This is a genomic window from Streptomyces sp. NPDC037290 (assembly GCF_055603245.1).
The window spans coordinates 51,852-70,077 of sequence record NZ_JBVJVZ010000006.1 but is presented as its reverse complement, the minus strand read 5'-3'; the positions used below and the strand labels follow the sequence as shown (position 1 = coordinate 70,077).

General features: G+C 71.8%; 18 protein-coding genes and 1 pseudogene. 8 read left to right on the top strand and 11 right to left on the bottom strand.

Features of this window, described 5'->3' with window-relative positions:
- Window positions 1-14: 14 nt before the first annotated feature.
- Window positions 15-800: an ABC transporter ATP-binding protein gene (locus ACZ7HQ_RS22125; protein WP_470992471.1), complete on the bottom strand. Its 786-nt coding sequence runs from the start codon at window positions 798-800 to the stop codon at window positions 15-17.
- A gap of 96 nt (window positions 801-896) precedes the next feature.
- On the opposite strand from ACZ7HQ_RS22125, the gene ACZ7HQ_RS22120 reads away from it, so the two are divergent.
- The 3 genes from ACZ7HQ_RS22120 (at window position 897) to ACZ7HQ_RS22110 (ending at window position 4,166) form a co-directional block, all read left to right on the top strand.
- Window positions 897-1,541 (top strand): TetR/AcrR family transcriptional regulator, encoded by a 645-nt coding sequence (locus ACZ7HQ_RS22120; RefSeq protein WP_470992468.1) that lies wholly within the window; start codon window positions 897-899, stop codon window positions 1,539-1,541.
- An 80-nt stretch (window positions 1,542-1,621) separates the two neighbouring features.
- Complete coding sequence (locus tag ACZ7HQ_RS22115; protein WP_470992465.1) at window positions 1,622-2,509, top strand: LysR family transcriptional regulator; 888 nt, start codon at window positions 1,622-1,624, stop codon at window positions 2,507-2,509.
- Between the two features lie 88 nt (window positions 2,510-2,597).
- A complete protein-coding gene (locus tag ACZ7HQ_RS22110; RefSeq protein WP_470992463.1) occupies window positions 2,598-4,166 on the top strand; it encodes an AMP-binding protein in 1,569 nt (522 codons plus the stop codon).
- On the opposite strand, the gene ACZ7HQ_RS22105 is transcribed toward ACZ7HQ_RS22110, so the two are convergent.
- From ACZ7HQ_RS22105 to ACZ7HQ_RS22090, 4 genes and pseudogenes are all read right to left on the bottom strand, one after another.
- Window positions 4,119-4,325, bottom strand: a complete 207-nt coding sequence (locus tag ACZ7HQ_RS22105) for a DUF397 domain-containing protein (RefSeq protein WP_470992460.1) — start codon at window positions 4,323-4,325, stop codon at window positions 4,119-4,121. The two genes, ACZ7HQ_RS22110 and ACZ7HQ_RS22105, sit on opposite strands and share 48 nt — an antisense overlap.
- Window positions 4,307-5,150, bottom strand: a pseudogene (locus tag ACZ7HQ_RS22100) (helix-turn-helix domain-containing protein). The gene ACZ7HQ_RS22105 and the pseudogene ACZ7HQ_RS22100 overlap by 19 nt, the downstream one beginning before the upstream one ends.
- Before the next feature lie 62 nt (window positions 5,151-5,212).
- Window positions 5,213-6,079, bottom strand: a complete 867-nt coding sequence (locus tag ACZ7HQ_RS22095; RefSeq protein WP_470992457.1) for an XRE family transcriptional regulator — start codon at window positions 6,077-6,079, stop codon at window positions 5,213-5,215.
- On the bottom strand, window positions 6,076-6,321 hold the full coding sequence (locus ACZ7HQ_RS22090; RefSeq protein WP_470992454.1) for a hypothetical protein: 246 nt from the start codon (window positions 6,319-6,321) through the stop codon (window positions 6,076-6,078). Before ACZ7HQ_RS22090 ends, ACZ7HQ_RS22095 begins: the two co-directional genes overlap by 4 nt.
- A 406-nt stretch (window positions 6,322-6,727) precedes the next feature.
- Between ACZ7HQ_RS22090 and ACZ7HQ_RS22085 the strand changes: the two genes are divergently transcribed.
- The 3 genes from ACZ7HQ_RS22085 (at window position 6,728) to ACZ7HQ_RS22075 (ending at window position 10,837) form a co-directional block, all read left to right on the top strand.
- Window positions 6,728-7,576: a 3-hydroxyacyl-CoA dehydrogenase family protein gene (locus tag ACZ7HQ_RS22085; protein WP_470992451.1), complete on the top strand. Its 849-nt coding sequence runs from the start codon at window positions 6,728-6,730 to the stop codon at window positions 7,574-7,576.
- Window positions 7,577-7,768: 192 nt separating this feature from the next.
- The gene (locus ACZ7HQ_RS22080) at window positions 7,769-8,092 is read left to right on the top strand and encodes an STAS domain-containing protein (protein ID WP_360096613.1); all 324 of its coding nucleotides are present in this window, start codon (window positions 7,769-7,771) and stop codon (window positions 8,090-8,092) included.
- A 303-nt stretch (window positions 8,093-8,395) separates the two neighbouring features.
- Entirely contained in the window at window positions 8,396-10,837 is a 2,442-nt protein-coding gene (locus tag ACZ7HQ_RS22075) for an ATP-binding protein (RefSeq protein WP_470993545.1), read from the top strand.
- A gap of 38 nt (window positions 10,838-10,875) precedes the next feature.
- On the opposite strand, the gene nucS is transcribed toward ACZ7HQ_RS22075, so the two are convergent.
- Window positions 10,876-11,547, bottom strand: coding sequence for an endonuclease NucS (nucS, locus tag ACZ7HQ_RS22070; protein ID WP_470992448.1), 672 nt, complete (start codon window positions 11,545-11,547; stop codon window positions 10,876-10,878).
- Window positions 11,548-11,823: 276 nt separating this feature from the next.
- Between nucS and ACZ7HQ_RS22065 the strand changes: the two genes are divergently transcribed.
- Window positions 11,824-12,216 carry an SCO5389 family protein gene (locus tag ACZ7HQ_RS22065; protein ID WP_097252385.1) on the top strand — a complete coding sequence of 131 codons (393 nt, stop codon included), beginning with the start codon at window positions 11,824-11,826 and terminating at the stop codon, window positions 12,214-12,216.
- Between the two features lie 116 nt (window positions 12,217-12,332).
- Here ACZ7HQ_RS22065 and ACZ7HQ_RS22060 read toward each other — a convergent pair whose 3' ends face one another.
- Window positions 12,333-13,361 (bottom strand): LLM class flavin-dependent oxidoreductase, encoded by a 1,029-nt coding sequence (locus ACZ7HQ_RS22060; protein ID WP_470992445.1) that lies wholly within the window; start codon window positions 13,359-13,361, stop codon window positions 12,333-12,335.
- 222 nt (window positions 13,362-13,583) lie between these two features.
- Here ACZ7HQ_RS22060 and ACZ7HQ_RS22055 point away from each other — a divergent pair, with 222 nt between their 5' ends.
- Window positions 13,584-13,916, top strand: coding sequence for an ATP/GTP-binding protein (locus tag ACZ7HQ_RS22055; RefSeq protein WP_470992442.1), 333 nt, complete (start codon window positions 13,584-13,586; stop codon window positions 13,914-13,916).
- A 137-nt stretch (window positions 13,917-14,053) separates the two neighbouring features.
- Here the strand turns inward: ACZ7HQ_RS22055 and ACZ7HQ_RS22050 are convergent, their stop codons facing one another.
- The 4 genes from ACZ7HQ_RS22050 to ACZ7HQ_RS22035 form a co-directional block, all read right to left on the bottom strand.
- On the bottom strand, window positions 14,054-14,932 hold the full coding sequence (locus ACZ7HQ_RS22050) for an ABC transporter permease (protein ID WP_470992440.1): 879 nt from the start codon (window positions 14,930-14,932) through the stop codon (window positions 14,054-14,056).
- Window positions 14,929-16,329, bottom strand: coding sequence for an ABC transporter ATP-binding protein (locus ACZ7HQ_RS22045; RefSeq protein ID WP_470992438.1), 1,401 nt, complete (start codon window positions 16,327-16,329; stop codon window positions 14,929-14,931). The genes ACZ7HQ_RS22050 and ACZ7HQ_RS22045 overlap by 4 nt, the downstream gene beginning before the upstream one ends.
- Window positions 16,330-16,460: 131 nt before the next feature.
- Window positions 16,461-17,234: an ABC transporter permease gene (locus ACZ7HQ_RS22040; RefSeq protein WP_470992435.1), complete on the bottom strand. Its 774-nt coding sequence runs from the start codon at window positions 17,232-17,234 to the stop codon at window positions 16,461-16,463.
- Entirely contained in the window at window positions 17,231-18,190 is a 960-nt protein-coding gene (locus ACZ7HQ_RS22035; RefSeq protein ID WP_470992432.1) for an ATP-binding cassette domain-containing protein, read from the bottom strand. Before ACZ7HQ_RS22035 ends, ACZ7HQ_RS22040 begins: the two co-directional genes overlap by 4 nt.
- Between the last annotated feature and the right edge of the window lie 36 nt (window positions 18,191-18,226).

The following is an 18,226-nucleotide window of genomic DNA, read 5'->3' as shown; positions in this document are numbered from 1 at the left end:
CTTCTTGCGAATCCTTATACGGCGACGGGGGCGGTGCCGGCCGGGGCCGGCCCGCGGCCGGTGACGGCCAGGAAGGTGTCCTGGAGCGAGGCGTCGATCGAGCCGCCGTACTCGAGCTTCAGCGCGCTCGGGGTGCCCTCGGCGGCGACCGTGCCCCGGTCGACGATCACCAGGCGGTCGGCGAGGGCATCGGCCTCGTCCAGGTAGTGGGTGGTCAGGAAGACGGTCGTACCGTGGTCGTCGCGCAGCCTGCGGACCAGGTCCCACAGGTCCGCGCGGCTGCCCGGGTCCAGGCCGGTGGTCGGCTCGTCCAGGAACAGCACCTTCGGCCGGTGGGTGAGCGCCATCGCGATGTCCAGCCGACGGCGCTGGCCGCCCGAGAGGGCACCGGCCCTGCGGTCGAGCAGCCCGGTGAGGTCCAGCTCGCGGGCCAGCTCCTCGGCGCGCTCGACGGCCGCGCCCTTCGACAACCGGTACATCCGCCCCTGGGTGACCAGTTCCTCCCGCACGGTGATCTGGGGGTCGACCCCGCCGGACTGGGCGACGTACCCGCTCGCCGCGCGCACCCCGGCCGGATCCGCCGCGAGGTCGTGCCCGGCGACCGTGGCCGCGCCGCCGGTCGGCTTCAGCAGGGTGGTGAGCATCCGCAGGGTGGTCGTCTTGCCGGCGCCGTTGGGTCCGAGGAAGCCGAGGATCTCGCCCGCCCGCACGGTGAGGTCGATCCCGCGCACGGCCTGAACGGGGCCGGTCCTGGTCTGGAAGGTGCGGGCGAGTCCCGCCGCGCTGATGACTGCTGCCATGCCCCCAGAAAAACAGAGTCCCTGGATTTTTGCAATGTCACCAAGTTTCGAGTCCAGCCAACTTTTCAAGACCACCAGCGAAGTTAGGATGCGGGCATGGCAGAGGGGCTCAGGGAGCGGAAGAAGCGGCAGACCAGGCAGTACATCTCCGATGTCGCCACGGGGCTGTTCGTCGAGCGCGGCTTCGACGCGGTGACGGTCGCGGAGATCGCCGAGGCGGCCAACGTCTCCGTCAACACCGTCTACAACTACTTCCCGGCCAAGGAGGACCTCTTCTTCGACCGCTCCGCCGGCATGATCGACCGCCTCGCCCGCTGGGTCCGCGGCCGTCCCGAGGGAGAGTCGGCCGCCGCCGCGGTCATCCGCGAACTGCGCGAGGAGGTCGAGGCGGTCTCCCCCCGGGTCGGCCTGCTCCCCGGCTACGCCGCCTTCATGAAGGTCATCGAGGAGGCCCCCGCCCTGCGCTCCCGCCTGTGGGCCCTGGCCCAGGAGGTCCAGGCCAACCTGGAACAGGCCCTGCGCGACGAGACGGGCGCGGCTCCCGACGACGAACTGCCCCACCTGATGGCAGGTCAGATCGGCTGGGTCCACAGCACGGTCATCGCGGTCATCGGCCGCGAGATGGTCAAGGGCCGCGATCCGCGCGAAGTGTCCCGAGAGGTGCTCGCGCTCCTGGACGACATCGAGGACCTGTTGAGCGAGCGGGTCCTCGGATATGCCGTACGCGGAGAGCTCGGCTGAACTCACCGCTCCCGCACCGGTGATGTCCTGGGGGCGCTCGCAACGGCCCGATGGAGCGGGGTGAGGGTGAGACTACCGTCATGGACCTGCTGTCGCTGCGATACTTCCAGGCCGTGGCCCGTCACCAGCACATCAGCCGGGCCGCTGAGCAACTCCGGGTGGCCCAGCCATCGGTGAGCCGCACCATCATCCGGCTCGAATCGGAACTCGGCGTCCAGTTGTTCGATCGCCAGGGGCGCCGGATACGGCTCAACGAGCACGGCGCCGCCTTCCTGGACCGGGTCGAGCGGGCTCTGGCCGAACTCGACGACGCCCGGCGGGAGATGGCCGACGCCTCGGGTTCCGGGCCGGGCCGTGTCGCCGTGGCCGCCGAGACCCTGCTGCAGCTCGCCGGGGTGCTCTCCGCCTTCCGTGCGCTGCGTCCCGGGGCCGGCGTGCGCCTGTTCCAGGCCCCGGTGGACTCGATGCGCCGGCATCTGGGCTCCGGTGAAGTGGATCTGGCGCTCGCCTCCCAGCCGCTCGCCGGGCCCGAGCTGTGCTCGGTGGAACTGGTCCGGGAAGAGGTGCTGCTGGCTGTGCCGCTGGGGCACCCGCTCTCCGGTCGCGAGCGCGTCGCGGTGGCCGAGCTGGCCGACGAGGACTTCGTCACCACGCGCACGGGCCACTGGCAACGCGCCCTGCTGGAGCGGCTCTTCGCCCGTGAGGGACTGACCCCCCGGGTGGTCTGCGAGGGTGACGAGGCCGCCGCCACGCCCGAGCTGATCGGCGCCGGACTGGGCGTCGGCCTGATGCCGGCCATGGCGCGCCGGGCGCTCGGCGAGCACGGCAGGGTGGCCCTGCTGCGGCTGGACGTCGAGGACTGCCACCGGACCCTGACCTTGGTGTGGCGGGCCCATGCCCATCTTTCCCCGGCCGCCCTGGACTTCCGCCGTGTGGCCGTGGAGTCCTTCATGCGCGACGCGTCATGAGTACATGGCGAAAGCGGTCGTGGAAGGCATGAGGGACGGGCCGTTAGCGTCGCGGGTGTCCACCGGATCCGGCAGAGGGAGAACGGCGATGAGCCGACGACGAGCCGCCGCGGAACCCGTCTTCAGCGGCTATGCGGAGGCGGTGCTCGACGTCCTGTCCGCCGATCCGTCGAGGGCGGCCGTCACCACCGCCGAAGGGCTGGTGATCAGCGCCGCCGAGTTCCGGGACCAGGTCCGCCGCCTCGCCGGAGAGCTGGCGGAGCGCGGGGTGGCCCTCGGCACCACGGTCACCCTGCTCACCGGCAACACCGCCGAGGCCCTCGTCGCCCGTTACGCCGTCAACCTGGCCGGCGCCCGGGTCGTCGCTCTCTACGAGGGCATGAGCGCGCCGGTCATGGCCCGCGTGATGGCGAGCGTGGACTGCTCCCTGCTGCTGGTGGACCAGCGGCAGAACGCCTGTGCACGTGAGCTGCTCACGCTTCCCGGCGTACCCCCGGCGCTCTCCCTCGGACCGAGCGGTTTCGCCGAGGACGTGCTGGCCACGGCCGCCCGGCGCCCCGCGCAGCCGAGGGGCGGTCTGGTGGGCCCGGACGACGACTGGTGCATCCGGCACACCGGCGGAACCACCGGCATCCCCAGGGGCATCCGCATGACCCACGGCTCCTACCGGCGCATCCTGGACCGCCCTCTCACCGCCGCCGGCGATCCGCCCCGCCATCTGGCCTGTACCTCGCTCGCCCACCTCGCCGGAATCTTCGCCGACATGGCACTGCTCCGGGGTGGCTCGGTGGTCCTGCGGCACGGTTTCGAGCCCGGGGACGTGCTGGCCACGATGGAGCGCGAGCACATCACCCACACCTGGCTGCTGCCGCCGCTCCTCTACCAGCTCCTGGACCATCCCGACCTGCCCGGCACCGATCTGTCCAGCCTCTCCCGGATCAGCTACGGCGGGACCGCCGCCTCACCGGCCAGGCTGCGGGAGGCGGCCAAGGCGCTGGGGCCCGTGCTCTACGGCCTGTACGGGCAGGCCGAGGCCCAGCTCATCACCGAAGCGGGCCCGGAGGAACTGGCGCTGACCGGCCATGGCGGCCGGCTGACGGCGGGCCGGCCCCTGCCCGACGTCCAGATCGCCGTTCGGGACGCCGACGGCACCAGCCTGCCGCCAGGGGAACCGGGCGAGGTCCACGTGCGCTCGCCCTACGTGATGCACGGCTACTGGAAGCAGCCGGAGCTGACCGCCGAGGTGCTCCGCGACGGCTGGCTGCGCACCGGTGACGTCGGCTGCCTCGATGAGGACGGCCGTCTCTACATCGTGGACCGGATCAAGGAGATGATCGTGGTCGTCGGTGGCCACGTGTATCCGGCCGAGCTGGAGGAACTCCTGCTGAGCCATCCCGCCGTCGCCCGGTGCGCGGTCTTCGGCAGCCGGGACGAGGACTCGGCGGAGCACGTCCACGCCGCCGTGGTGCCGGTTGCCGGGCGGCGGCCCGCACTGGAGGAGATCCGCGACTTCGTCACCGTCCGCAAGGGCCGCCTCTACGCTCCCGACGCCCTGCACCTCGTGCCCGACATCCCGCTCACGGCCGCGGGCAAGCCGGACAAGCGGCGCCTACTGGAACACGCCGCCCTTGAGGGCTCCGACGAACGACGACCATGAGCCGGCGGTGAAGAGGAGGGCCGGGGCGTCGGGGGTCTTGCTGTCACGGACGGGTACGGCGGCGGGGACGGTGTCGCAGACCTCGACGCAATCGCCGCCGCTCGTGTTGCTGTAGCTGCTCTTGCGCCACGTCACGCCGCTCAGGTCGATGGCTCGCACGGCACTTCCTCCAACATCCGCAGGATGAACTTGCGCGACTCGGCCGGGGCCAGCGCGAGGTCGCGCATCGCATCGTACCTACGCTGCAGCTCCTCAACTGAGGTGCTTTCCTCGACAAGTTCACCACGCAGGTCGTTCTCGGTATAGGCGACTGTGTGGCCATCCGTCAGCCGCAGGAACTTCACAGCGGTGTTCATCAGGCCATGGGGCCCGGCACTGAACGGCAGCACCTGCAGCGTGATGTTCGGGCGCTCGGACGCCTCCACCAGGTGCTCCAACTGCTCCCGCCACGCTCCCGTGTCGCGCAGTGCCGTGCGCAGCACCGCCTCGGAGAGGATGACCCGGAACAGCGGGGGGGTGCTCGGCCTCCAGCAGCTGACGCCGTCCCAGGCGCGCCTCGATCTGCTGGTCCAGCTCCTGCTCCCTGATCCAGCCCGCCGCGAGGGCCTCGCGGGCGTACCCGGCCGTCTGGAGCAGGCCCGGCGGCGCGCTCACCGAGTAGTGCCACAGGCTCACCGCCTCGGACTCCAGGACCATGTACCGCCGGTACTGCTCCTTGAACTGCGTCGGATCCCCCACCGCCAGCTCCCACATCGCCAGCAGCAGCCCGGGGGCGCCGTGGTGCCGGTCCAGCGCCTCGGCCAGCTCGGGGCTGCCCAGGGTCTCGCCGTTCTCCAGCTTTCTCAGCAGGGACGGATCCCAGCCGACCGCCTTGGCCAGCTCGCGCAGGCTCAGGCCCCTGGATGTGCGGAGCAGGCGGACTTCCTCCGCGTAACGTCGCCGCGGCTCCTGGCTGCGTCCCGTGACCACCCTGCGCGCCGGCATGGCCCACCCTCCACGATCGGTGTGTAGCGAATCGGGCACGCAGCGTATCGGGGCAGGCGTGATCACCGCAGGCCTTCGAGGGCGGCCCGGGCGTAGCGGGCGAGGGAGAGGCAGCGGGCCGGGCTCTGGCCGGTGACGTACGGGATCGTTTCCGCAAGGTCCAGGCCGCACAGCTGAGCCAGGACCACGACGTCCATCTGGTCGTGGGGCAGGCGGGCGATGGCATCGAAGCGGTTCACCAGGTCGGGCAGGACGACGACGTGGCCCGGAACGCTCTCGTGCATCTCGCCGGTGGAGAACACGGCGGCGCGCAGGTCCGGGTGGCCGTCGCGGTGGGCGGCGCGGACCAGCACGCGGGAGCGCAGCAGATGCCACGCGTGGCGGCGGAGGTTCTCGTCGCCGGCCGCGGTCTCCCAGGAGAGCCACAGCAGGTCGAGGGTCTCCTCGACCGCACGGTGGGCGCGGTCGCCGGTCAGCAGGAACATGCGCGCATAGGCGGTGTAGGCGGCGTGCACGCTCTCGCTGAAGGCCCTCAGGGCGAGGGGCGGGATCTCGGGTTCGCAGGCGACCTGCTGGAGGTGGTGCCGGATCCAGCCGGGCTCCTTGCGCGCCTCGCGCGCCGCCGCGGCCCACAGGCGGAGCATCGGCTGGACCGGCAGGCCGAGCACGCGTATCACGCTGAAGGTGATCTCCCAGGGCGGGTAGTAGCCGTTGCCGCGCAGGAGTTCGCTGATCCGGGTCTTGGAGTAACCGGAGCGGTCCGCCAGGTCGTCCAGGGTGACGTCGCGCAGGCGGACGGCGGCGCGCACCGGCTCCAGCCAGGCCCGGTGCGTGAGGCCGGCGGTCTCGGAGATCGGGCCCGGCTTGCGGCCCCGCCGGCCGAGGGTCCGGGGCGCGAGTGGCCCTCCTCTGCTTGCGGCCGGGGTCATCGCGGCGGCTCCTCACCGCCGGTGCCGGTGCCGGTGCCGGTGCCGGTGCCGGTCGGGGCGGGGCCGGCGGGCGTGCGGGGGCCGTCGGGCCCGGACAGGGCCTGGACGATCTGCTGCACGAGCAGGCCCAGGGACGGGAGCAGGGTGGCCATGGCCGCGACCTGTCCCAGCACGGTCATCACCGTGCTCCACGTGAGGACCGTCACCAGGACGGCGACGGTCACCACCTTCTTACTCGCCATCTCACATCGATTCCGTGAGCAGAGAACACTCCAACTGCCCGCCCGTGACGCGCGGTTAAGACGCCATCAGGAGGGGACGTCAGCATGACGCGGCCACGGCTCGCCACGCCACGTGATCACGGCGTTACGGAACAATGCGGGAAAACAGCCGGGGTGCGCTACCTCACGCCACCCCGTGCGCGGCGTGCGCCCTGGCGCCGAATCAACCCATTGGGTGGAAAAGGGACTCCGTGGACAGTGGCCGAAAGGCGTGGGAAAGGCTGCCAATTGGGTGGCGCCCAGCCCTGCCGGTGTGATGTCCGTCAATTGAGACGTGACGCGCGTTACTTACCGCTCACACGGCGGCTCCGGAGCGCTATGGTCCGCCCGAGAAGCAGACTTGGAGCGCGTTCAAAGGGGAGTCGGAGTGGCACGGAAGCTTGCCGTCATCGGGGCCGGGCTCATGGGGTCGGGTATCGCTCAGGTCGCCGCACAGGCGGGCTGGGACGTCGTCCTGCGTGACGTCACCGACGAGGCGCTCAAGCGTGGCACCGACGGCATCAAGGCGTCGTACGACAAGTTCGTGAGCAAGGGGAAGATGGAGGCGCGCGACGCCGACGCCTCCCTGGGCCGCATCACCGCGACCACCGACCTGGACGCCGCCGCCGACGCCGACATCGTGGTCGAGGCCGTCTTCGAGAAGCTGGAAGTGAAGCACGAGATCTTCCGTGCGCTCGACAAGATCGTGCGCCCGGAGACCGTGCTCGCCTCCAACACTTCCGCCATCCCGATCACCAAGATCGCGGCGGCCACCGAGCGGCCCGAGCGGGTCGTCGGCGTCCACTTCTTCTCGCCGGTGCCGATGATGCAGCTCGTCGAGCTGGTCCGGGGGTACAAGACGAGCGACGAAACGCTCGCCACCGCACGTGAGTTCGCCGAGTCGGTCGGCAAGACCTGCATCGTCGTCAACCGGGACGTGGCGGGGTTCGTGACCACGCGGCTCATCTCCGCCCTCGTCGTCGAGGCGACCAAGCTCTACGAGTCCGGCGTCGCCACCGCCGAGGACATCGACCTCGCCTGCAAGCTGGGCTTCGGCCACGCCATGGGCCCGCTCGCCACCGCCGACCTCACCGGCGTGGACATCCTGCTGCACGCCACCAGCAACATCTACACCGAGTCCCAGGACGAGAAGTTCGCCCCGCCGGAGCTGATGCGCCGGATGGTGGACGCCGGTGACATCGGCCGCAAGAGCGGGCAGGGCTTCTACAAGTACTGAGGCCCACCCGTTACAAGTACTGAGACCCACCCGTACGCACACAACGCCGGACATTCACCTCGGGAACATCACCCCCCGGGGTGAATTCGGTATCGGTTCGCTTACAAGCAGCAACCGCACCACCACTCACGCAGTCAGACGGTGCACAGCACCGTCACCGAGTACGCCAACCGCACTCAACGGGGAGCGCTTATGCACATCAGGGGCGACCATGCCGAGCTGGTCGTCGGCGGCCGCCTCGACGTCCGTAGCGCGGCGGACGCCCGTACGGCCCTGCACTCGGCCGTCGACGACGGCGTCGGCGACCTGGTGCTCGACCTGTCCGAACTGGACTCCTGGGACGCCACCGGACTCGGGGTGATCATGGGTGCCCATCGGCGGGCCGGCCGCTGCGGTCGCCGTCTGGTGCTGCGCGGTGTCCCGCCGCAGATGCAGCGCCTGCTGGTGGCGACCCGACTGCACCGCATCCTCGCCATCGAGGGCGGCATCGGGGTCGAGTCGCTGCCCCGGGTGTGATCCGCCGCCCGGCCGCGGTGCAACGCCACGAGCGGGTGGGAAACGGGCGACGGGGGAGACCCGGGCGCACTCACCGAAGCGCACGTCGGGGGCAATCCTCACCGGACTGTGACGTCTCGGACCACATGGCACCCCGCCCTGTCGGAGATACTGAGCGAAGGTTTAGGGTTCGGTCGCCCGCCGCCTCGCAACCCTCGACCGAGCGGGCCCGGACCAGAAGCGACAGCGCGGTGTGCGACAAGGCCGGGAGGGGCCGGAATCCGGGCACACGACGCTTTTGGGGGGTTTTAACCCATGGAACCCATGGACCCGATCGACCGGGGACCCGAGGAGCACGGCCAGGCGGCGAGCCGCCGCCCGCCCCGGGAATCCCTCACCTCCGACTTCGGGCAGAGCCAGGGCTCGCCCGCGCTCGTCCGCACCGCACAGCTCGTCTCCGGCGACCTGCTGCTGACCGTCAACCCCGTCGACGGCAGCGAGATAGAGCTCTGCCCGCCGGCCCGGCGGCCGGCCAGGCCCCGCAAGCGCACCACGGCCGAGCGCGCCGAGACCGAGCGCGCCGCGAGGCCGCCCGTGCCGCCCGGTCCCGTGCCGCCGGCGCTCTCCCTGCTGGAACGCCAGGACGAACGCGAGCGCCTGGTCCGGCTGCTGGCCCGTGGCCGTTCCGTCCGGCTCACCGGACCCGGCGGCTCCGGCCGCACCGCCCTGCTCGACCTCGTCGCCGAGGACTGCCTGGACCTCGCCCCCGACGGCGTGGTCCGGCTCACCGGCTCCCACCGCGGCACCACCGACCTCCTGCACGACCTCTTCCACGCCGTCCACGACGTCCCGCAGCACCGCCCCGACCCGGACGAACTGCGCGCGCTCGTCCGCGAGATCGGCGCGGTCGTCGTCCTGGACGACATCGAGTTCGGCGGCACCGCCCTCGACGAGCTGCTCGACGCCACTCCCGAGTGCGCGTTCCTGATCAGCGCCACCCCCGACGTGCCCGCGCCCTCCGACACCTCCGAGGTCGAGGAGGTCTTCCTCAGCGGCCTCGACCGCGCGGCCGGCGTGGAGATCCTGGAACGGACCGTCGGCCGCGTCCTCACCGAGGAGGAGGCGAACTGGGCCGGCGACCTGTGGTTCGAGTCCGAGGGGCTGCCGCTGCGGTTCGTCCAGGCCGGCGCCCTGCTCCGGCAGCGCGACGAACTGCGGGCCGACACCGGGGCGGTGGACGAGTACGGCGTCTTCGAGGACGTACGCGAGCCGGCCGAGCTGTCCCTGGAGGTGGCGGACGAGGTACCGCTGCCCTCCCTCGGCGAGGCCGCCGCACCGGCCCCGCTGCTCGCCTCCCGGCTCAGCGCCTCCGCCCGGGCCACCCTGCGCTTCGCCGTCGCGCTCGGCGGCGAGGTGCCGCACCAGGCGCACCTGCCGGCGCTGATCGGCGACACCCATGCCGACGCCGCCCTCGGCGAGCTGGCGAGCTGCGGGCTGGTCTCCCCGGTCGGCGCCCGCTACCGGCTCGCGGCCGGTGTGCAGACGCAGCTGGAGGCCGCCGGGTACGCCGACGACGCCGTGGCCCAGGCCTTCGCCGCCGCCGAGCACTACGTCTGGTGGGCCGGTCATCCGTCGGTCACCGCCGAGCGGGTGTGCGCCGAGGCCGACGCGGTCCTGGCCGCGCTCGCCGCGGTCGTCCCGGAGACGGCCCCGTCCGCCGAGGGGCAGGACAGCGGTGCGGTACGGCTCGCCCGTACCGCCGCGCCCGCCTTCGCCGCCGGGCTGCACTGGGGCGCCTGGGAGCGGGCCCTGCGCTCCGGCGCGGAAGCCTCCCGGCTGGCCGGTGACGTACGTGAACAGGCCTATTTCCACCACGAGTTGGGTGTGCTGGCGCTGTGCGGCGGACAGCTCGACCGGGCCCGCGCCGAACTGGAGGCCTCCATCGGGCTGCGCGGGGCGCTCGCTGACAGGCGGGGCACCGTCGCCGGACGCCGGGCCCTGGCGCTGGTCGCCGACCGCTCCGGCGAGGTGCCCGGGATCACGCCGATCGCGGGGGAGGAACTGCCGGAGGTACGGCACGAGGAGTCGGCACCACCGCCGTACGTGCCCTTCGGCGACCCCCTGGTCACCCACCGGTTCCCGGCCGCGACGGAGCGGGCTGGAGGCCTTGCGCGGCTGGCCCGCCGCAACCTCGTGGCGATCGGCTCGGGGGCGCTGCTCGCCGCCGTGCTCGGTACGGTCGTCACGCTCGGCATGACGTCCGACGACAACGCGGGCAAGAACCCGGCCGGCAAGGTGGACGTCAACCCGTCGGCGAGCCAGGGCCTGGACGACGGGAGCCTCGGCGCGGACCCGAAGCAGGATCCGGCGGCCCGCACCGGCTCGGCCCCGAGCGCCACCCGCCCGACGGGCCCGGGGCCCGACGGCACGTACGGCACGACCGGCGACCCGACTCCGAAGCAGCCGGTGACCACACCTTCGGCCGGGTCGAGCCACACCCGGGGCACCGGCAGCGGGAGCACGTCGCCGACTCCGTCCAGGTCGAGGACGACCAAGCCGGGTTCCCCGCCGCCGACGAAGACGACCCCCTCGCCCTCGCCGTCCTCGACCTCGCCGAGCACCTCGCCGACGTCCCCGTCGCCGACCCAGTCGGGCGGTACGACCCCGTCCACGACGGACACGGCGAGCGGGCCGACGACGCCGCGGAGTTCGGGGAGTGCGACGGGTTCGGGGAGTGCGCCGGAGTCCCCGGACGCGCTGATCTAGGGCCTGTCCGGCATGAACCGCCGGACAAGCCCTGGACCTCAGAACAAGCGGAGCTTGTCGTCCTCGATGCCGCGCATGGCGTCGTAGTCGAGGATCTGGCAGTCGATGCCGCGGTCGGTCGCGAGGACGCGGGCCTGGGGCTTGATCTCCTGGGCGGCGAAGACGCCGCGGACCGGGGCCAGGTGGGGATCGCGGTTCAACAGCTCCAGGTAGCGCGTGAGTTGCTCCACGCCGTCGATCTCGCCCCGCCGCTTGATCTCGACCGCGACCGTCCGGCCGTCCGCGTCCCGGCACAGGATGTCCACCGGGCCGATGGCGGTCATGTACTCGCGGCGAATGAGCGTGTATCCCTCGCCGAGCGTCTCGATGCGGTCGGCGAGCAGTTCCTGGAGGTGCGCTTCCACGCCGTCCTTGATCAGGCCGGGGTCCACGCCGAGTTCGTGCGAGGAATCGTGGAGGATCTCCTCCATCGTGATGATCAGTTTTTCGCCCGCCTTGTTGACGACGGTCCACACGCCCTCGTCCTCGCCGGCGCCCTCCCTCAGCGTGCAGGGCGGCGACATCCAGTTGAGGGGCTTGTAGGCCCGGTCGTCGGCGTGGATGGAGACGCTGCCGTCCGCCTTGACCAGGATCAGGCGGGGCGCCGAGGGCAGGTGGGCGGTGAGCCGGCCGGCGTAGTCGACCGAGCATCGGGCAATGACGAGACGCATGGTCGGCAACGCTACTCGACGCGCGCCGGTGCACGCGATTCGCCCATCGCGCTCCCTGTGTATCGCCCCAATTGTCCCTGGAAACTCTTGTTCATCCCTGGCCGATTGTGCCCGTAACGGGACCGTTCCATATACCCAATCTGCTGGTGTGGTCACCGACCGTTGCCTACCGTAGAGAACGGGAGGTCGCCATGTGTGTACTGAGCGTGTTCGAAATGGCGAACTTCCCTACCTGTCCGGCAACCCCTGCTCGGCGGGGGTGCGAGAGGAGTACCCATGTCGCTCGACGTCTCACCGGCCCTACTCGAACAGGCCGAGCGAGGCGAGGTCGACGAAGCAGCATTCGTCGACTGCGTCCGGACCTCCCTGCCCTACGCATGGGAGATGATCAGCTCCCTGGTGGCCCAGCTGAAGGTCGACGGCGGCCCGTTCGCCGACAACCAGACGCCCCCGCCGGACGAGCAGGCACGCGGTCAGCTGCTGCGCGCGCTCGCGAGTGACGCCATACGCGGCGCGCTGCAGCGGCACTTCGGTGTCCGGCTGGCCTTCCAGAACTGCCACCGGGTGGCGGTGTTCCCGCTGGACGCCTCGGCGGACGAGAGGCTGGCCCGCTTCACGTCGGTGCGCAGCCAGTTGCTGAACCAGTCGCCGGAGCTTCGGGACTGCTGAGGCGCAGGCCCGCCCCGGCAGAGGCAGTGAGCCGCTTGCTTGCCGCTCCACCCGCGGGAGGTGCATTCAGAACTGGGGCGGCAAGCCCTCATTGCGGCCGGGGTGCGCGGGACGGCTCAGCGCAGCTGGGGCAGTACCTCGGCGCCCAGTCGCCGTAGGTTCTCCTCCGTCGCGGCGAGATCGCCCGAGCCCTCCACGAGGAGGGCGAAACGGGAGATGCCGGTGCGCTCCGAGGTGGCCGCGAGCCGGTCGGCGGCGAGCCGCGGGGTGCCGACCGGGTGCAGGCCGCAGAGCAGTTCGGTGTAGGCGTGCGGGTCGCGCATCGTGCGCGTCCGGCCGTCGACCGTCACATGCGCCTCCAGGCCCTGCTTCAGCCAGCCCGGCATCGCCTTGAGCAGGGTCTCCGCCGCGTCCGTGCGCCGGTCGGCGAGCTGGCACACCCCGGCCGAGACGTGCGCGGCGCCCGCGATCTCCTCGCCCGGCCGGCCCGCCGCCCGGGCGTGGCGCCGCCACAGCGCGACCATCTCGGCCTTCTCCTCGTCCCCGACGTGCATGCCGAGCAGCATCGGCAGCCCGCGCTCGGCGGCCAGCCGTACGCTCGCCGGGGAGGTGCAGGCGACGACGACCTCCGGTCCGGGCGTCTCGGTCAGCGCCTCCGAGGGGCGCGGTACGACCGTCACCTCGCGGAAGGCGAACCGCTCGCCGGCGGCCGCCACGCGCGGCTCGCGCAGCCAGCGCAGCAGCAGATCGAGTGATTCGGGGAACCCGCGTTCGTACGCCTCCAGGCCCGCGCCGAATACCTCCAGGTCCACCCAGGGGCCGCCGCGGCCGACGCCGAGGGTGAACCGCCCGCCGCTGGTCAGATGCAGCAGCGCGGCCTGCTCGCCGAGGGCGACCGGGTGGGCCGTGGGCAGTACGCTGACCGCCGTGCCCACGCGGATGCGGCGGGTACGGCCGAGCAGTAAGGCGGCCAGGGTGACGGCGGACGGGCATGTGCCGTACGGCACGAAGTGGTGCTCGGCCAGCCACACGGCGTCCAGGCCGGCTTCCTCGGTGACCTCCGCCGAGCGGACGGCCCGGTGCAGGGCCTCCCCGGGGCCCTGGCCCGGGAACTGGGCGCCCAGCACAAAACTTCCTACGTACATCGCGTTTCCTGCTTCCTTGGCTCCGACTCGGAGCTCCCCCGACCGGCATAACCGTCTGACACGTGCCCAGGACACGGCCTGGCGGGGAGATTTGCGGATTGTCTGCAGAATGGGTCGCCGTGGAGGGGGACTTGTACGGGTTGGTTCCGTACGCGTACCCCTCTCGGCGGCGCGTAGGCTGGACGCAGCCCGTGCTTCCTGTATAGCCCCGAGAGGTGTCCCGTGTCCCCGCGTCGCAACCGACCGAAGGCCGCCGGATCGTCGGGCCGGAGCGCCGAGGACGATCGCGTCGGCCGGTACGGCGGCTGGCAGGCGACCGAGACGTGGCAGGGCGAGGAGTGGAGCGTGCGGCATGTCGCCGGGGCGAGCGCCGAGGGCAAGACGTACCGCTGCCCGGGCTGCGACCAGGTGATCCCCTCCGGTGTCCCGCACGTGGTGGCCTGGCCCGAGCACGCGGGCGTCGACGACCGCCGCCACTGGCACAAGGCCTGCTGGAACGCGAAGGACCGCCGCACCACACGGGTGCAGCGGTCCCGCAACGCGCCGAGGTTCTAGCCGGGCCGGCCCGTTCTCGGCGCGTTCCCCGCACGGGCCCGAACCACGAGGGCCTCCCGGGCGCCGCGGAAGGGTCGATCCGCAGCGCCGGGGAGGCCCTTGCCTGTTCGTGCGCCTGCTTGTTGGTGCGTCCGGGCTCACACGTCCCGGTTGCGCAGGAGCGCGTACGCGCCGGCGTAGGCCGCCGCCGTCACGCCCAGCAGGATCCACAGGGGGTCCCAGCCCGACGGGCCGGTGTTGCTGAGGGAGTTCGCGTAGAAGACGCTCAGCTGATTCGGGATCGAGTACTCCAGCAGCCACTCGCGGACCTTGTGCAGCGACTCGGAGAACATGAACAGCGCGATCACCAGCGGGGCGAGCAGTGCGCCGATCATGATGGTGATGGCGCCCGCCGAGTGCCGGATGATCGAGCCGATGAGCAGCGAGAGCAGGCCGAGCAGGGCGAGGTAGAGGCTGACCCCGACGGTGGCCTTGAACCACTCGGCGCCGGACGGGGTGCGCGCGCCGTTGCCCTGGACCATGGAGGTCTGCACCATCGCCACGAACGAGCTGGCGGCCAGCGTGATCACGAACGCGACGGCGAAGAACACGATCGCCTTCGCGGCCAGCACCCGGCTGCGGCTCGGGCACGCCGTCATCGTCGTACGGATCATGCCGGTGCCGTACTCGGACGCCGTGGTCAGCACGCCGAGGGTCATGATGCACATGCTGCCGAGCAGCAGCCCGAAGAAGCCGAGCTGCAGCGGGCTCTGGCCGTCCATGCTCGACGAGGAGTGCGTGACGACCGCGCCGGTCAGCAGGCCGATGCCGACGACGAGCAGCACGAACACGCCGAGCGTCCACATCGTCGACCGCACCGACTTGATCTTCGTCCACTCGGAGGCCAGCGCATGCCCGAGGTGGGTGCGCACGACCGGGATCGGCGAGGTGTAACCGGGGTACGACCCGCCGTGCGCCGCCTGCCAGTCGGGCGCGGCTGCGGGGGCCTGCGGCATCGGGGGCTGATGGGTGCTCATCGGGCGTCCTCGGGCTTGGTCAGGTCGGCGGGGGCGGAGGGGGCGGCTGGGGCAGGGGCGGCCGCGGGCGCCTGCTGCGGCGCGGGCGGAGCGGCGGCGACGGGAGCGGCGGGCTGGTCCTGCGGGGCGGCCGGCTGGGCCTGCGGAGCAGCCGGAGCACCCGGAGCGGCCTGCGGGGCCGGCTGCGCCTGCGGGGTCAGGATCGCCGTCTGCGCCTGCGGGGCCGGAGCGGCCTGCGGGGCCGGAGCGGCCTGCGGGGCCGGCTGGGCGTACGGGTTGGCGGCGCCCGCGTCGGGGGTGCCGTACGCGCCCGCCTGTGCGCCGCCGTACGCGCCCGCGGGGGCCTGCGGCATGGCGAAGGGCTGTCCGCCCTGCTGGGGCGGCGGCGGGGCGTACCAGCCGGGCTGGCCCTGGCCGGGCACCGGCATGGGCGGCTGGGCGCCGGGCGGCAGCGGCTGCTGCAGGCCCGCCTTCTGGTCGATGGTCGAGCGGTAGTCCACGGCGCCCTGCGTCATCCGCATGTACGCCTCCTCCAGCGAGGCCTGGTGCGGGGACAGCTCCCACAGCCGTACGCCCGCCTCGTGCGCGAGGTCGCTGATCCGGGGCAGCGGCAGCCCGGTCACCCGCAGTGCGCCGTCCTGCTCGGGCAGCACATGGCCGCCCGCCTCGGCGAGCGCGGTGCCGAGCTTCTCACGCAGCTGGGGCTCGGTGTCGGGGGTGCGCACGCGCGCGAAGTCGGCGGAGTTGGCCGAGATGAAGTCCTTCACGCTCATGTCGGCGAGCAACTGGCCGCGCCCGATGACGATGAGGTGGTCGGCGGTCAGCGCCATCTCGCTCATCAGGTGGGAGGAGACGAAGACCGTACGGCCCTCGGCGGCGAGGGCCTTCATCAGGTTGCGGACCCAGAGGATGCCCTCGGGGTCGAGACCGTTGACCGGCTCGTCGAACAGCAGCACCTGCGGGTCGCCGAGCAGCGCGGCGGCGATGCCGAGGCGCTGGCCCATGCCGAGCGAGAAGCCCTTGGAACGCTTGCTCGCCACGCCCTGCAGGCCGACGACCCCGAGGACCTCGTCCACGCGCCGGGCCGGGATGCCGGACAGCTGGGCGAGGCTCAGCAGGTGGTTGCGGGCGGTCCGGCCGCCGTGCACGGCCTTGGCGTCGAGCAGCGCCCCGACCTGGCGGGGGGCGTTGGGCAGCTTGCGGTACGGGTGGCCGCCGATCGTCACCGACCCGGACGTCGGGTTGTCCAGCCCGAGGATCATCCGCATCGTCGTGGACTTGCCCGAGCCGTTGGGCCCGAGGAAGCCGGTGACGGCGCCCGGCCGCACCTGGAAGGAAAGGTTGTACACGGCGGTCTTGTCGCCGTAGCGCTTGGTCAGGCCGACAGCCTCGATCATGCTCCGCACCCATCGAAAGGTTCAGGACAGCGGGGCACACGCCCCCGTAAGGGTTAGGAGGATATCGAGCCGCTGACGGTTCCGCCCAAAAGAAAGCAAAGCCAGAGCACTACGGTGCGTGCTGATCGCCTCTACTGAGCGTCCCTGCGCTCCAGGAGGACATAGCCGCCGACGAGCGCGGCGATCACCCACAGCGCCATGATCCCGAGCCCGCCCCGGGGCCCGTACGGGGCGTCGTCGGCGGCCCTCGGCACCACCTGCAGGATCCGGCTGCCCGCCTGGTCCGGCAGGAACCGGCCGATCTTCTTCGTGGCGTCCACGTTGCCGAGGATGTTGGAGACCAGGAAGAAGAACGGCATCAGGATCCCGAGCGACAGCATCGGCGAGCGCAGCATCACGGCGACGCCCATGGAGAACATCGCGATCAGCGTCATGTACAGCCCGCCGCCGAGCACCGCGCGCAGCACCCCGGGGTCGCCCAGCCGCGCCCCGTGGGAGCCGAGCACGGTCTGGCCGAGGAGGAACGCCGCGAAGCTCGTGGCCATCCCGACGACCAGCGCGAGCGCGGCGGCCACCGCGATCTTGCCGGACAGGAAGGTGGCACGCCGCGGTACGGCGGCCAGCGAGGCCCGGATCATGCCGGTGCTGTACTCGTTCGAGACGACCAGCACGCCGAACACGATCATGGCGAGCTGGCCGAGTGTCATGCCGGCGAAGGACACGAAGGTCGGATCGAACGACAGCCGTTCCCGCGTCGGCATCGAGTCGAGCTGGCGCCGCGTCAGCCCGGACAGGAGCGTCCCGACGGCGATGGTGACCACCGCGGCCAGCGACAGCGTCCACACCGTGGACGCCACCGACCGGATCTTGGTCCACTCGGAGCGGATCACCTGGACGGCCGTCATCCCTCCACCCCTTTCCAGCCGGCGCCCCAGGCCCGCGGGACGGCCTCCGGGCCCGCGTGCGCGTGGTACTCCACGGCCTGAGCCGTCAGCTGCATGAACGCCTCCTCCAGTGAGGCCCGCCCGGTGCTCAGCTCGTGCAGTACGACCCCGTGCCGCGCCGCCAGCTCACCGATCCGTTCGGCCTTGTCGCCCTCGACCTCCAGCGCGCCCATGCCCGCCTCCACGACCGTGATCCCGTCCGCGTGCAGCACGTCGAGCAGCCGCTCGCGCTGCGGCGAGCGGATCCGCACGTACGACCGGGAGTTCTGCCCGATGAAGTCGGCCATGGAGGTGTCCGCGAGCAGCCGTCCCCGCCCGATGACCACGAGGTGGTCGGCGGTCAGTGCCATCTCGCTCATCAGATGGCTCGACACGAACACCGTCCGGCCCTGCGCGGCCAGCGATTTCATCAGGTTCCGGATCCAGTGGATGCCCTCCGGGTCCAGCCCGTTGACCGGTTCGTCGAACATCAGGATCCGCGGGTCGCCGAGCAGCGCCGCGGCGATCCCCAGCCGTTGGCCCATGCCGAGCGAGAACCCCTTGGCCTTCCCCCGCGCCACGGCGGTGAGGCCGACCGTGTCCAGCACCTCAGCCACCCGGCGCCGCGGGATCCCGTTGCTCTGCGCGAGGAACAGCAGATGGTGGTAGGCGCTGCGCCCGCCGTGCGTGGCCTTCGCGTCCAGCAGCGCGCCGATGTACGTCAGCGGGTCCTTCAGCTGCTGGTAGTGCCTGCCGTCGATACGGACATCGCCGGCGGTGGGGTGATCGAGTCCGAGGATCATCCGCATGGTCGTGGACTTCCCGGCGCCGTTGGGCCCGAGGAACCCGGTCACGATGCCGGGTCTGACCGCGAAGGTGAGGTTGTCGACCGCGACCTTCTCGCCGTACCGCTTGGTCAGTCCCGCCAGCTCGATCATGCGGCCACGCTAAGACCGGGGTTCGGGGGCTGCCAC